The 13,242-nt window shown below is 65.1% G+C and carries 14 protein-coding genes; 3 read left to right on the top strand and 11 right to left on the bottom strand.

What is annotated here, in order from left to right; all coding sequences use genetic code 11:
• Positions 1–83: 83 nt before the first annotated feature.
• Positions 84–821, bottom strand: a complete 738-nt coding sequence (locus tag PMI04_RS05695; protein ID WP_007713268.1) for a hypothetical protein — start codon at positions 819–821, stop codon at positions 84–86.
• A gap of 63 nt (positions 822–884) precedes the next feature.
• Positions 885–1,448, bottom strand: coding sequence for a CAP domain-containing protein (locus PMI04_RS05690; protein ID WP_007713270.1), 564 nt, complete (start codon positions 1,446–1,448; stop codon positions 885–887).
• An 82-nt stretch (positions 1,449–1,530) separates the two neighbouring features.
• Here PMI04_RS05690 and hemW point away from each other — a divergent pair, with 82 nt between their 5' ends.
• Positions 1,531–2,706, top strand: a complete 1,176-nt coding sequence (gene hemW, locus PMI04_RS05685; protein WP_007713272.1) for a radical SAM family heme chaperone HemW — start codon at positions 1,531–1,533, stop codon at positions 2,704–2,706.
• Positions 2,707–2,838: 132 nt separating this feature from the next.
• Here the strand turns inward: hemW and PMI04_RS05680 are convergent, their stop codons facing one another.
• Both PMI04_RS05680 and PMI04_RS05675 read right to left on the bottom strand, forming a co-directional pair.
• Positions 2,839–4,464 (bottom strand): M56 family metallopeptidase, encoded by a 1,626-nt coding sequence (locus PMI04_RS05680; protein ID WP_007713274.1) that lies wholly within the window; start codon positions 4,462–4,464, stop codon positions 2,839–2,841.
• On the bottom strand, positions 4,461–4,829 hold the full coding sequence (locus PMI04_RS05675; RefSeq protein WP_007713277.1) for a BlaI/MecI/CopY family transcriptional regulator: 369 nt from the start codon (positions 4,827–4,829) through the stop codon (positions 4,461–4,463). The genes PMI04_RS05680 and PMI04_RS05675 overlap by 4 nt, the downstream gene beginning before the upstream one ends.
• A 348-nt stretch (positions 4,830–5,177) precedes the next feature.
• Here PMI04_RS05675 and PMI04_RS05670 point away from each other — a divergent pair, with 348 nt between their 5' ends.
• On the top strand, positions 5,178–6,434 hold the full coding sequence (locus tag PMI04_RS05670; RefSeq protein WP_007713279.1) for an aminotransferase class V-fold PLP-dependent enzyme: 1,257 nt from the start codon (positions 5,178–5,180) through the stop codon (positions 6,432–6,434).
• A gap of 64 nt (positions 6,435–6,498) precedes the next feature.
• Here PMI04_RS05670 and grxD read toward each other — a convergent pair whose 3' ends face one another.
• The 7 genes from grxD to PMI04_RS05635 all read right to left on the bottom strand — a co-directional run bounded on the left by grxD (position 6,499) and on the right by PMI04_RS05635 (position 11,175).
• Positions 6,499–6,831, bottom strand: a complete 333-nt coding sequence (grxD, locus tag PMI04_RS05665; protein WP_007713281.1) for a Grx4 family monothiol glutaredoxin — start codon at positions 6,829–6,831, stop codon at positions 6,499–6,501.
• Between the two features lie 64 nt (positions 6,832–6,895).
• Positions 6,896–7,129, bottom strand: a complete 234-nt coding sequence (locus tag PMI04_RS05660) for a BolA family transcriptional regulator (protein WP_007713283.1) — start codon at positions 7,127–7,129, stop codon at positions 6,896–6,898.
• Positions 7,130–7,142: 13 nt separating this feature from the next.
• Entirely contained in the window at positions 7,143–7,466 is a 324-nt protein-coding gene (locus tag PMI04_RS05655; protein ID WP_007713284.1) for a DUF1476 domain-containing protein, read from the bottom strand.
• 57 nt (positions 7,467–7,523) lie between these two features.
• The gene (gene leuD / locus PMI04_RS05650) at positions 7,524–8,117 is read right to left on the bottom strand and encodes a 3-isopropylmalate dehydratase small subunit (protein ID WP_007713287.1); all 594 of its coding nucleotides are present in this window, start codon (positions 8,115–8,117) and stop codon (positions 7,524–7,526) included.
• A gap of 109 nt (positions 8,118–8,226) precedes the next feature.
• Positions 8,227–9,678, bottom strand: a complete 1,452-nt coding sequence (gene leuC / locus PMI04_RS05645) for a 3-isopropylmalate dehydratase large subunit (RefSeq protein WP_007713291.1) — start codon at positions 9,676–9,678, stop codon at positions 8,227–8,229.
• A 100-nt stretch (positions 9,679–9,778) separates the two neighbouring features.
• Positions 9,779–10,465: a glutathione S-transferase family protein gene (locus PMI04_RS05640; protein ID WP_007713293.1), complete on the bottom strand. Its 687-nt coding sequence runs from the start codon at positions 10,463–10,465 to the stop codon at positions 9,779–9,781.
• A 170-nt stretch (positions 10,466–10,635) separates the two neighbouring features.
• Positions 10,636–11,175: a hypothetical protein gene (locus PMI04_RS05635; RefSeq protein WP_007713295.1), complete on the bottom strand. Its 540-nt coding sequence runs from the start codon at positions 11,173–11,175 to the stop codon at positions 10,636–10,638.
• 213 nt (positions 11,176–11,388) lie between these two features.
• Between PMI04_RS05635 and PMI04_RS05630 the strand changes: the two genes are divergently transcribed.
• Positions 11,389–13,197 (top strand): DUF885 family protein, encoded by a 1,809-nt coding sequence (locus PMI04_RS05630; RefSeq protein ID WP_007713297.1) that lies wholly within the window; start codon positions 11,389–11,391, stop codon positions 13,195–13,197.
• Positions 13,198–13,242: the final 45 nt, after the last annotated feature.

Below are 13,242 nucleotides of genomic sequence, written 5' to 3'. Positions count from 1 at the left end.
CTTCGGCGGGCACGCAGTTGACAAGCGGTCGCCGCGCCGGGATCGTATGAAACATAGATGTCGAACGCGAGCGATGCCCCCAATCACTCCGACGAAACAGGGCGCAGCTTGGCCGAATCGATATGCCAGCGCCGCTGGGCGGCCGATGCGCCGTCCACGTCGTTGACGCGGCGCACGACATAGGTTCCGGTGAAACGCTGGCGGGTGCCGTCGAGCAGTTCCGCCTCCACCGTTACCGGCACCGGCTGATAGAGCGATCCCGCCCCTGCGTCGCCCGGTTCCAGCCGGCCGATCGTCACATGCGTCGCGCGGGTGGCGGCAAAGCCGGCCTCGAACCGGGCCATCGTCTGCCCCGCCGGGCCATCATCGCCCCATAAGGTCCAGGCTGTGCCATAGTCACGGGCGTTGAGCGCGGCATAATAGCGTTGCACCACCGCCGCTGCGGCCGCCGCGCTCTTGGGCGCCGGCGTGCACTCCGGCATCGGGTCGCCCTGGCCGTCGAACAGCGCGCAGCTGCGCGCGATCTCATCCTCGATCATGGCGCAGCTATTGGCCGCATTGCACGGCGGATGCGTCGCGGGAGAAACGTCGGTGCAGGTTCTGACCAGCTTCTGCGCTGCGGCTTCACCGATATCGGCGGAACAGGACAGCGGGCCGGTAGGGGCCGGCACCGGTGTCTGACCGTTATGGGCTGCCGCACCGTTCCGCTGAGCGACGATCGCGTTATCGGGACCAGGATCGACCTTGTGTTCGGCCGGCTGGCCACATGCCGTCACGCCCAGCAGGGACAGGCCCAGCAATATCGATACAGGTCGGATCATCCACCCTCTCCTTTCGCGTGCCATGACCAGCCAATGCGCGAAACCGGGGAAATGATCCGCCCGTCAGCGTCCCCGCCCGGCCAGCACGGCGGCCGCCGGCGCATCGAGCGGCCCCATGCCGTACATATTGCCCGCCGGGAAATAGCGACAGACCAGATAGTCGAACCGCGCCCCCTCGCCCAGCGCGCACCCGACCTTCTGCGTGCCGCGCCACACCATCTGGCTATAATGGCCCGCATCCTGCCAATTGCCGGTGCTGCTGATATCGGGGAAGCGACCGCGTGCCCGAAACACCCGCCGTTCCTGCACGAAACCGTCCATCATCACATCATAACCATAGAGGTCGCGGCTGCCCATCCACAGATTTTCGCCAGCATCAATCGCCCGATCCGCGCGGCCCGAATGGCGAAAAATATTGGTCCGCGCCATCTGTCGCGCGTAGCGCGCTGCGTCCGCCGCCAGGGCATCGTCCCAGGTAATCGCCGCGACGCCCAGCGCCATGCGCTCGCGATTATGGACATCCAGCACCGTCCGGCGCAGCAGCGCATCGGAGCGCGGCGCTGGCGCCATGCCATAATAAGAAGGGGGGAAGGCAGCCTGCGGAACGGTGCGCGATGGCGCGGCCATCGCTGTTCCGCTCCATGCCATCATCCCCATCGCTGCCGTCGCTAGCCCTGCACGCCGAATCCGGCTAAGCCCACCACCACCCATGTCACCCGCAACCATCTTGTCCCCGTCGGCATCCGCCGATGCCCTCGCTCTATATGTCCACTGGCCATTTTGCGTTTCCAAATGTCCCTACTGCGACTTTAACAGTCATGTCCGGGACCGGATCGACGCACCGGCATGGCAGCGCGCGCTGCTATCGGATCTGGAACATGAAGCGCAGCTGACCGATGGACGCGCGCTGACGTCCATCTTCTTCGGGGGTGGCACGCCGTCATTGATGCCGCCGCAGATCGTCGCGGCGCTGATCGAAGCTGCCGAAAAGCGTTGGGGTTTCGCCCCGGAAATCGAAATCACGCTGGAGGCCAATCCCAATTCGGTCGAGGCCGCCCGCTTTGGCGATCTGGCCGCCGCCGGGGTCAACCGCGTTTCGCTGGGCCTCCAGGCGCTCGACAATCAGGCGCTGCATTTCCTCGGCCGCGCGCATGATGTGGACGAGGGCCTAGCCGCACTCGACACCGCGCAGCACATATTCGATCGGGTGAGCTTCGATCTCATCTATGCCCGCCCGGAACAGAGCGAATCGGATTGGGAGGCGGAGCTTGCCCGCGCCCTGTCCTTCGGCACCGGCCATCTGTCACTCTATCAGTTGACGATCGAGCCGGGTACCCGCTTCGCGACACTGGTGGCGCAGGGAAAACTGACACCGGCCGATCCCGATCATGGCGCGACGCTCTATGAAATGACCCAGGCGATGACTGGTGCGGCCGGCATTCCCGCCTATGAGATCAGCAACCATGCCCGATCGGGGCAGGAAAGCCGCCACAACCTCACCTACTGGCGGTATGGCGACTATGTCGGCATTGGCCCGGGCGCCCATGGGCGGCGCGGCGGCGTGGCAACGCTACGCCACAAGAAGCCGGAAAACTGGATGGGGGCGGTCGACCGCAACGGCCATGGCCTGCAGGCCGAAGAGCCGCTGCTGGCGGACGAGCGGGCGCGCGAAGCGCTGCTGATGGGGCTGCGGCTGGGCGAAGGCGTTAATCTGCCGCGCATTGCCGCCCTGTCCGGAATTGGCGTCGACCGGCTGGTCGATGACCGCGCGATTGCGCAGCTGACCGATCTTGGCCTGGTCCGGCTATCAGGCGGCCTGTTGCAGGTCGCGCCGGCCGGCATGCTGCTGCTCGATGCGATCCTGCCCGAAGTGGTCGCAATCTAGAACCTGATCCGATCATATTGGATTGGATCAGGCTCTATTCGTCTTTTATTGTCGGCATTTTCCGAGCCAGCAGACGATTCCGTCTGCTTAGAAAATGCGCTAGCCCGGCCGGATGGTCGGCCGAGCCTTGTTTCAATCGCGGCGCGCCTGGGCCTCGGCAATATCCTGGTCCAGGTCGCGCAGCGCCTCTTCCCGATCCTCCTTGGGCATCGTCCAGTTGCGGGCGATCTGCGCCCGGGCCGCGCGCAGACCGTTCAGCTCGGCAACCGCCGCCATCCGCTCGGCCCTGGCCCCCTCGATCTCCGCCTGCCGCGCGGCGCGCTCGGCCTGGGCGCTGATCCGATCGGCATTGGCGCCGGCACGCTCGGCATCACGCGCGGCCCGGTCAATCGCCGATTGGCAGATCCGCACCCGGATCACCCGGCGCCCATCGGCATTCACCGTCTCGCGTCTGGACACCGTCTCATTGCCTTCACAGCCGTTGCGCACATCCACCACGGGCACCATCCGGGCGATCTCCGCCTCGGTCGGAATGCGATGGGTTTGGGTCCGGCCATTGGCGTAGGTCACGACCACCCGCCCCGGCTCGTTGCGCACGGTCACGGGGGGGACGGGCGGCACCGGCGGTACCATGTCGGCGGCGGGTGCCGGCGCGGCGGGAGCAATCGGCGCGGCCAAGGGTTGGGGAGCGGGGATCGACTGCGGCATGGCTGGCGCCACCGGCGCAGTCGGGGCAACCGGCATGGCAGGGGGCAGAATTTCGGTCGCGGCGGCCGGCTGCGACACCAGATCGGTCAAGCGGGCGAAATCCACTTGATCCACCTTGTCCGTGATGACTGCCATCTGCTGCGCGGCGCGACTACCCGAAGCGGTCAGGGCCAGGCCGGAAGCGATGACCACGGCAACGGCGGCCATGCTCCAACTGATGCGGTTCAATGATGTTTCATGGCTCGAAAGCATTTTCAGCCTCCCCTTGAGCGTGGTGATGCGGGTGAGATGACAGGCGCCGGCAAACTGGCGTCCGCCTGCGGCCTTCAGGATCGCCCGGCCATAGGCATGGGCCTGATCCTGACCATAGAGCGAAAGGACGCGCGCATCGCAGGCGGTTTCCTGATCGGCGCGATAGGCGCGATAGGCGATCCAGGCGATCGGATTGCACCAGTGGATGGCCAGCAGCAGTAACGCGACCATGTTGGCAGTCAGATCACCGCGGTCATGATGCGCGCGTTCATGCGCGATCGCCATATCCTGTTCCAGCGCGTCATAGCGCAGCGCGAAATCGGCGGGCAGGACGATATAGGGATGGATGACACCGAAGGCGAGCGGTCCGCTGGCATGCGGGCTGGTGATGACGCGAACGCGCGCCTCCTCCCACAATGGCGTCGAACCGGCCAGGATGTGGCGCCGAAAACGGGCATAGCCGATCGCCTGAATGACAAGGAAGGCGACACACCCCAGCAACCACAGACCGATGCCGATCTCCAGAAAGGGGATGGTCGATGCCGTCGGGATCGACGACGCAACCGGAGCGGCGGCCAGCAGAGCCGGCAGCCCCGACTGGTCCACCACGCTGTGCAATGGCGACGGCGCAGCGACATCGCGCGGCAGCGCAGGCAAGAGTGCGCGCACCAGTGGCAAGGCCCAGAGCCAATAGGCGGCCCCCGCCCCAAGCCAGCGTGCGACAGGACGCCGCAGCATCATGACGATCGCCATCAGCAAGGTGGTGGCGATCAATGTTTCAGCGATCCAGACGTTCATGATTTCAACCCCTTCAGGATGTCCTCAAGCTCCGCAATATCGTCAGCACTTAATTGGTCCTGGCTCGCAAGCTGCGCGACCAGTGGCGAAATTCTCCCGCCAAACAGCCGATTGACCAGTCGTCCGGATTCGCTCGCGACATAATCCTCGCGCGCGACCAGCGGACGATAGAGGAAACGGCGGCCGTCCTGGTCGGCGGCGATCACATCCTTTGCCATCAGCCGCGACAGCAGCGTCTTGACGGTCTGGACGCTCCAGTCCCGCTCCCCCGTCACACGGTCGGCAACGTCATTGGCGGTCAGCGGCGACTGCTCCCACAGCGCTTCCATCACCACCAGTTCCGCTTCGCTGATCTTCTCGCTCACCGTTTCAATCCGACTCTGTGCCGTTAAACATCTACAGATGTAGTCGCATCGATTACGAATGTAGTCAATCCCGAAATCGGAGCGGCCTGCATGACTCGACCGAAAGCGTCGGCAGATTTTACAGGCATGGGAAAGCCGCCGCCCCCATTAACCTTTTGTCAGCCTGAAATCACGCGATTCTGCGCTTTTGGCACGCAGGTTGCGTGGTTTCCGATACCCACCGTTCAACTACCCCGGGGGATGCCGGCACGGTCTCCGCAGGCGTCCCCCACCCGGTGGCTCCCCCTTCCTTCTTGCCGCGCGGATCGCCCCGCTTCATTCGTTATGCGTGACGAAGGGGACAGCGCCATGAACAAACGGAACATGCTCAAGATGGGTGCCACGACCGCCCTTGGCCTGATGCTGAGCAAAGGCGCGATGGGACAGGCGCTGGCCCGCGCGCCGGCCGAACTGGCGCAGGACGAGCCCTTCTGGGCGGCACTCCGTGCGCATTACCGGACGGACAATCGCTTCATCAATCTGGAAAACGGCTTTTATTGCTTCCAGCCCGACACGATCCTCGACGCCCTTTTCACCAATATCCGCGCGATCAACGGGGAGGCATCGCATTATATGCGGACCAGGCTGGACGCCGATGTGTTGAAGGTCCGCGGTCAGGTCGCGCGGCTCGCCGGTTGCCCGGTCGAGGAACTGGTCGTCACCCGCAACACCACGGAATCGCTCGATACCATCATCAACGGCATCGACTGGAAGCCGGGCGACGAGGCCGTGATGGCGACCCAGGATTACGGGTCGATGATCGACATGTTCGCGCTGCAGGCGCGGCGCCACGGCATGGTCAACCGCATCGTCGAGGTGCCGCTCCACCCGAAGAGCGATGCCGAGATCGTCGACGTCTATCGCGCCGCCCTGACCGATCGCACCCGGCTGCTGATGGTTTCCCACATTGTCGGGGGCACCGGCCAGGTGCTGCCGGTCAAGGCGATCTGCGCGATGGCGCATGCACGCGGCGTGCCGGTGATGGTCGACGGCGCCCACAGCTTCGCCCATCTCGACTTCGCCATTCCCGACCTGGGCTGCGACTATTATGGCGCCTCGCTGCACAAATGGTTGTCGGCGCCGCTCGGACTTGGCCTGCTCTGGGTCCGGCGCGATCGCATTCCTGCGCTCTGGCCGATGTTCGGCGACGCCAGCATGGCGGACGACGATATCCGCAAGCTCAACCATCGCGGTACCCACCCGATCCACAGCGACCTGACGCTCGCGACCGCCATCGCCTTTCACGAGACGATCGGCGCACCGCGCAAGCTCGCCCGGCTACGCTATCTGCAGAGCTATTGGACCGGAAAGGTCCGTGCCATGCCCAACATCCGGCTCAACACGCCGGCCGATCCGGCGCGCACCTGCGCCATCGCCAATGTCGGTATAGAGGGCATCGCCCCGGCCCAGCTCGCCGCGACGTTGATGGACCGATATGGCATCTACGCCGTCGCGATCGATCGCGGCACGGTGCAGGGCGTGCGCGTCACGCCCCAGCTCTATACGTCGATCGCCGAACTGGACGCGCTTGTCTCGGCCCTCACGGCCATCGCCCGTCGCGCTTGACCCCCAAGAAAAAGGGCGGCCCGACCAGCGGACCGCCCGATAATCTTTCGCCCTGAAGCTGCGTTCAGTTCGCCGCAGCGACGCCCTGGTCGGTCATCAGCTGCTGCAGTTCACCAGCCTCGTACATTTCCATCATGATGTCGCTGCCGCCGACAAATTCGCCCTTCACATAGAGCTGGGGAATGGTCGGCCAGTCCGAGAAGCTCTTGATGCCCTGGCGGATCGCCTGGTCCTGCAGCACGTCGACCGTCTCATAGGACACGGCCAGATGCTCCAGGATCGCAATCGCGCGGCTGGAAAAACCGCACTGGGGGAAGAGCGGCGTGCCCTTCATGAAGAGCACCACGTCATTGCCGTTGACAATCTCGGCGATCCGCTGCTGCACGGCGTCGGTCATTTCACTGGGTCCAATTCTCTGTCTGGCGTCACCGCCGGGCGGGACGCGAATGTCGCTATGGCGGTTAGTTGGGAACGGCGGTGGTCAGTTGCAAGGCGTGGAGTACCCCGCCCATGCGTCCGCCGAGCGCCGCATAGACCGCGCGCTGCTGTGCCACCCGGGTCATGCCCCGAAAGCTTTCGGACACGACCTTGGCCGCATAATGATCGCCATCGCCGGCAAGGTCGGTAATTTCGACCTGCGCATCGGGAATCGCGGACTTGATCATTGCCGCAATGTCGTCGGCAGCCATCGGCATGGCGATACTGTCCTTACTGCGCTTCGATGAACATGCGGCGGGCGACCACCGCCTGTTCTTCGAGCGCGGCGCGCACGCCGGGCTCGTCGATATCGAGGCCCGCCTGGGTCATATCGCCGACCAGCTTGCGGATGACATCCTCGTCGCCCGCTTCCTCGAAGTCGGCCTGCACGACGGCCTTGGCATAAGCGTCGGTTTCTTCAGGGGTCAGGCCCATTTTCGCGGCCGCCCATTCGCCCAGCAGGCGGTTGCGGCGCGCCTGGATGCGGAACTGCATCTCCTGGTCGTGCGCGAACATATTTTCAAATGCGCGCTCGCGGTCGTCGAAAGTGGTCATGGATGAAGCCCTGTCGAATTACGTCTGTCTGATCGGGAGATAGGCGGAACCGCGCCTTTAGGCAACGGCCGGAACCAGCCAGGGACGCAAAGCCGCGTCCTTCGCCTCGAACGCATCGATCACATCCGCCTCGTCCAGCGTCAGGCCGATCTCGTCGAGGCCGCCCAGCAGGCAATGCTTGCGGAACGGATCGATCTCGAAGTGGAAGCGATCCTGATATTGGGTGGTGACGCTCTGCTGCTCCAGATCGACATGGATCGGGTCGCTCTTCGCCACTTCCATCAGCCGGTCGATCGCGTCCTGCGGCAGCACCACGGTCAAAATGCCGTTCTTGAACGCATTGCCCGAGAAGATGTCGGAGAAGCTCGGCGCGATCACCACCTTGATGCCCAGGTCGCCAAGCGCCCAGGCGGCATGTTCACGGCTGGAGCCGCAGCCGAAATTGTCGCCCGCGATCAGGATCGGGCTGCCGGCATATTCGGGATCGTCGAAGACATTGCCCGGTTCCTTGCGCAGCACCTCGAACGCGCCCTTGCCCAGGCCCGCGCGCGAAATCGTCTTGAGCCAGTGCGCCGGGATGACGATGTCGGTGTCGACATTCTTCATCCCGAACGGATAGGCCCGGCCGTCGACGGTCGTCAGCTTGTCCATCAGTGCGCCCGCTTCGCCTCCACTGCGGGACCGTCCTCGGCGCGGCCCAGCGTCGCGGCCATCGCCGCACTGGCCAGCGCGCCCAGCGCCAGCACCCAGAATACCTTCTTCATGCGACCATCCCCTCTTTTTCACCCATCAATGCGCGTACATCGGTCAACCGGCCCGTCAGTGCCGCGGCCGCCGCCATTTCTGGCGAGACCAGATGCGTGCGCGATCCCGGCCCCTGGCGCCCCATGAAGTTGCGATTGCTGGTCGATGCGCAGCGCTCGCCGGCCGGCACCTTGTCCGGGTTCATGCCCAGGCACGCCGAACAGCCCGGCTCGCGCCATTCAAAACCGGCGTCGAGGAAGATGCGGTCCAGCCCCTCGGCCTCGGCCATGCGCTTGACCAGGCCCGATCCCGGCACGACCATCGCATGCTTGATGCCGGCGGCGATATGCCGCCCTTTCAGCAGGCCGGCGGCGGCGCGCAGATCCTCGATCCGGCTATTGGTGCAGCTGCCGATGAAGACATGCTCGATCGCGACATCTTCCATCTTCTGCCCGGCGGACAGGCCCATATAGTCGAGCGACTTCTGCGCGGCAGCGCGCTTCGACGCATCGGCGAAGCTTTCGGGGTTGGGCACGACGCCGGTCACCGGCACGACATCCTCGGGGCTGGTGCCCCAGGTGACGTTGGGGACGATGTCGGCCGCGTCGATCACGACGGTCTTGTCGAACACCGCGCCTTCATCCGTGTGCAGCGTCTTCCACCAGGCGACGGCCGCATCCCAGTCGGCACCCTTGGGCGCCATCGGACGGCCCTCGATATAGGCGAACGTCTTTTCGTCCGGCGCGAACAGGCCGGACCGGGCACCCGCCTCGATCGACATGTTGGCGACGGTCAGGCGGCCCTCGATCGACATGTCGCGGAACACCGACCCGCGATATTCCATGACATAGCCGGTGCCGCCGGCGGTGCCGATCGTGCCGCAGATCGCCAGCGCCACATCCTTGGGGGTGACGCCATAGCCCAGCGCACCCTCGACCACGACCTGCATGGTCTTGGACTGTTTCAGCAGCAGGGTCTGGGTCGCCAGCACATGCTCGACCTCGGACGTGCCGATGCCGAAGGCCAGCGCGCCCAGCGCGCCATGCGAGCTGGTATGGCTGTCGCCGCACACCAGAGTGGTGCCCGGCAAGGTGAAGCCCTGTTCCGGACCGACGACATGGACGATGCCCTGTTCCGGGTCCGCGTCGCCGATCAGACGCACGCCGAATTCCGGCGCATTGCGTTCCAGCGCGGCGAGCTGCTGCGCGCTTTCCGGGTCGGCGATCGGGATGCGATGCCCCTCGGCGTCGCGGCGCGGCGTCGTCGGCAGATTATGGTCGGGTACCGCAAGGGTCAGGTCGGGCCGGCGCACTTTCCGTCCAGCGAGGCGTAAGCCTTCAAACGCCTGCGGGCTCGTCACTTCATGCACGAGGTGACGATCGATATAGATCAGGCAGGTTCCATCGGGACGCCGTTCAACGACATGCGCGTCCCAGATCTTCTCATAGAGGGTGCGTGGCTTAACCATGGTCCCCTCCCCCTAGACCCGTAAGGCGCCAGGGGAAAGGGGGAATGCGATGGATTTCGTCTGTTTCCGCCTGCCACGAAGCAAGAATGTTACATCCACCTCAACGGGCGCGATAATCCTCGACGATGCGGCCGGCCGCGCCGATCTCTGCCTCATGGCTATCCTCGCGCCAGGTCTCGGCCAGCGCTTCCTGCTCCCATTGCCGCATCGCCGGATGCGCCAGCATATGCTCGACCCAGACGCGCGCGATCGGGCCGACGTCCAGCCCATAGGTACGGACGCGGAAGGCCACGGGCGCATAGAAGGCGTCGAGGGCGCTGAAATCGGCGCCGGCCAGATAAGGACCGCCAAAGCGGGACAGCCCCTGTTCCCACAATTCACGCAGGCGGGCGATATCCCTGTTCAGCGCAGGCGAATGGAGATGCGGTTCCACCCGCACGCCGACATTCATCGTGCAATCGTTGCGCAGCGCGGAAAAGCCGCTGTGCATCTCCGTCACCGCACATTGGGCAAAGGCGCGGGCCTCGACATCGGCCGGCCACACGCCCGCATGCCGGTCGGCGAGATAGAGAAGAATGCCGAGCGAATCCCAGACCGTCCGATCGCCATCGATCAGTGCGGGAACCTGTCCGGTCGGCGAAAAGCTGCGAAAGGCCGCATAATTGGTCGCGGATGCGAAAGGCTCGATCCGGTCGGCAAAGGCGATGCCCAACCCCTTCATCAACAACCAGGGCCGCAGCGACCAACTGCTATAATTCCGGTTGGCGGTGATCAGCGTATAGGCCATCGATCAAACTCCCCTTTGCGTGGTGCGCGCGCCTTAGCGCATCGGGGAATGGGCTTACAGACGGAACGATCCACGCCTCTGACAAGCTCGGCTTATCAGAGATGCGCGCGGACCACTCCGTTCCTAGCCCTGGGGACTATAATCAGCGCAGCGACTGCCACCGTCCCGGTTCAGCTCAGCGCCTTTTCCACCACCCCGATCGCCTGGTCGATGGATATCGCGCGATCGCAATTGCCCGCGCATCGCGCTTGCTGATATTGCAGCTTCTGCAGAATGTCCTGCGCGGCGCCGACATTGCCCAGCCTGATTTCGGCAAGCGCCAGACCCGACATCGCGCCCGGGTGGCCGCTCCGCCCATTGGGCAGCGCCCGTTCAAAATAGCGCCGCGCACCTTCCGGATTATTCAGCGCCAGCGTCGTGACGCCTTTCAGGAAGCGGGCTTCAAGATCATTCGATCCGCTCATGATCCTGTTCAGCGCCTTGTCCGCCTGGGCATAATGGCCTTGCTGCATCAATTGGCGGACCTGGCTGTAATTCGCAGTTCGAAAATCTCCGTATACGCCTGAATCGATATTGTAGAGATTGTCCCAGCTGGGGCGCAGGCCTTCATGATATGCAGGCTGAGCCGTTGCCGGACCAGATGGTGTCTGCGCCATTATCGGGGCAGCCAATGTCGAAGTGATGACCGGGAGAAGAAACGCGAAACGCATCGGGACCTCCTTCGCTAGGAGAATCAAGGCTATCCCCGCTGCAAGCAGCTGTCAATTTAGGTTGCAATTCCGAACCATTGCCGGACCGTTGCCGTTGGCTACCACATCAAAACCATCTCCTCTCCCCTAGCCAAGCCCCTGCATGCGCGGCACTAAGGCGGCCCCCGGCGGGCGGGCGACCGTTCGCGCCAGGGCCAGAACAGGGAGCATTTCGTGAACCGACGCCAATTCCTCACCACCAGCGGCGCCACGGCGCTGGCCGCATCCACCCCGCGCGCCTTTGCGCAGCCGGGATCGCAGGATGCCCGCCTGCGCGCCATGTTGGACGGCTTCTTCTATGAGCGGCTGGACGACAGCCCGGAACAGGCGACCCGCCTTGGCCTCGACACCGGCGCCCGCGCGGCGCTGCGCGGCAAGCTCAGCGACACCAGCGCCGCCGGCGCGGCCCGCGACCTCGCCCGCACCAAGACGCAGGCCAAGCAACTGGCCGGCCTCGACCGCGCGGCGCTCAGCCCGGCGAGCCAGCTCGACTATGATGTCGTCGCCTATCAGCTCGACCGCGCGGTCGGTGGCGAGCGTTTCGCCTATGGCGAGACGGCGGGCCGCTACGCGCCCTATATCCTGAGCCAGCTGACCGGCTCCTATCGCGAGACGCCCGATTTCCTCGACAGCCAGCACCGGGTGAAGGACGCGGCCGATGCCGACGCCTATCTGGCGCGGCTCGAAGCCTTCCCCGTCAGCATGGATGGCGAGCTGGAACGGCAGAAGGCGGACGCGGCCAAGGGCGTGTTCGCGCCCGACTATATCCTCGACACCACCATGAAGATGCAGGCGGCGCTGCGCGACCAGCCCGCCGCCCAGACCGTGTTGGTGGCAAGCTTTGCCAAGAAGCTGGCCGCCGCCGGCCTGCCGCCCGAACGCGCGGCCCAAGCCGAGAAGATCGTCGCGGAAAAGGTCTTCCCCGCGGTCGATCGCCAGCGCGCGCTGGTGCAGCAGTTGCGGGCGAAGGCGGTGCATGATGCCGGCTGCTGGCGCCTGCCCGATGGCGAGGCCTTCTACGCCGCCGCCGCCGAGGCCGCGACCACGACCCGGCTGACCGGCGACGAGATCCACCAGATGGGCCTGGACCAGGTCGCCAGCATCTCGTCGCGGATCGACGCGATCCTGAAGGGCGAAGGGATGAGCCAGGGCACGGTCGGCGACCGTCTGGTCGCGCTCAACCAGCGCCCCGACCAGCTCTACCCCAATACCGATCCGGGCCGCGAGGCGCTGCTGGCGCAGCTCAACAGCCAGATCAAGGCGATGCAGGCGCGGCTGGGCGAGGCGTTCAACACCGTGCCCAAGGCGCCGGTCGAGGTGCGCCGCGTACCGGTAACGATCCAGGCGGGCGCGCCGGGCGGCTATTATCAGAATGCCTCGCTCGACGGGTCGCGGCCGGCCATCTATTTCATCAACCTGCGCGACACGTTCGACCGGCCGAAATTCGGCCTCGCCACGCTGACCCATCATGAGGCGGTGCCGGGCCACCATCTGCAGGTGACGGTGGCGCTGGAATCGGATTCGATCCCGATGATCCGCCGCCGTGGCTTCTACAGCGGCTATTCCGAAGGCTGGGCGCTCTATTCCGAGCAGCTCGCCGACGAGATGGGCATGTACAAGGGCGATCCGCTGGGCCAGGTCGGCTATCTCCAGTCGCTGCTGTTCCGCGCCACCCGGCTGGTGGTCGACAGCGGCATGCACGCCAAGCGCTGGAGCCGCGAGAAGGCGACCGATTATCTCATCGCCACCACCGGCATCGCGCGCGGCCGCAGCCAGGGCGAGATCGACCGCTATACCGTCTGGCCGGGCCAGGCGTGCAGCTACAAGATCGGCCATACCGTGTGGAACGACCTGCGGGAGGAAGTGAAGACGGCGCAGGGAGACAAGTTCGACCTCAAGCAATTCCATGAGGTGCTGACGCTGGGCGCGATGCCGCTCGACATCTTGAAGCAGGCGGTGCGCCAGCGGGCGGGGATCGCCTGAGGGGCACCCCATGAGCCGTTCGTGCTGAGTACCTTCGATACGCCC

The sequence above is a fragment of the Sphingobium sp. AP49 genome (genome assembly GCF_000281715.2).
In the GTDB taxonomy this organism is placed as follows: domain Bacteria; phylum Pseudomonadota; class Alphaproteobacteria; order Sphingomonadales; family Sphingomonadaceae; genus Sphingobium.
Note: the sequence above shows the minus strand (reverse complement) of the source record. Positions and strands in the feature narration are given on the sequence as shown.

Excerpts from the sequence above, each read along its gene's own strand:
- PMI04_RS05695 (WP_007713268.1), bottom strand. The coding sequence starts at position 821 with ATGATCCGACCTGTATCGATATTGCTGGGCCTGTCCCTGCTGGGCGTG.
- PMI04_RS05690 (WP_007713270.1), bottom strand. The coding sequence starts at position 1,448 with ATGGCCGCGCCATCGCGCACCGTTCCGCAGGCTGCCTTCCCCCCTTCT.
- hemW (WP_007713272.1), top strand. The coding sequence starts at position 1,531 with ATGTCACCCGCAACCATCTTGTCCCCGTCGGCATCCGCCGATGCCCTC.
- PMI04_RS05680 (WP_007713274.1), bottom strand. The coding sequence starts at position 4,464 with ATGAACGTCTGGATCGCTGAAACATTGATCGCCACCACCTTGCTGATG.
- PMI04_RS05670 (WP_007713279.1), top strand. The coding sequence starts at position 5,178 with ATGAACAAACGGAACATGCTCAAGATGGGTGCCACGACCGCCCTTGGC.
- grxD (WP_007713281.1), bottom strand. The coding sequence starts at position 6,831 with ATGACCGACGCCGTGCAGCAGCGGATCGCCGAGATTGTCAACGGCAAT.
- PMI04_RS05660 (WP_007713283.1), bottom strand. The coding sequence starts at position 7,129 with ATGCCGATGGCTGCCGACGACATTGCGGCAATGATCAAGTCCGCGATT.
- PMI04_RS05655 (WP_007713284.1), bottom strand. The coding sequence starts at position 7,466 with ATGACCACTTTCGACGACCGCGAGCGCGCATTTGAAAATATGTTCGCG.
- leuD (WP_007713287.1), bottom strand. The coding sequence starts at position 8,117 with ATGGACAAGCTGACGACCGTCGACGGCCGGGCCTATCCGTTCGGGATG.
- leuC (WP_007713291.1), bottom strand. The coding sequence starts at position 9,678 with ATGGTTAAGCCACGCACCCTCTATGAGAAGATCTGGGACGCGCATGTC.
- PMI04_RS05640 (WP_007713293.1), bottom strand. The coding sequence starts at position 10,465 with ATGGCCTATACGCTGATCACCGCCAACCGGAATTATAGCAGTTGGTCG.
- PMI04_RS05635 (WP_007713295.1), bottom strand. The coding sequence starts at position 11,175 with ATGCGTTTCGCGTTTCTTCTCCCGGTCATCACTTCGACATTGGCTGCC.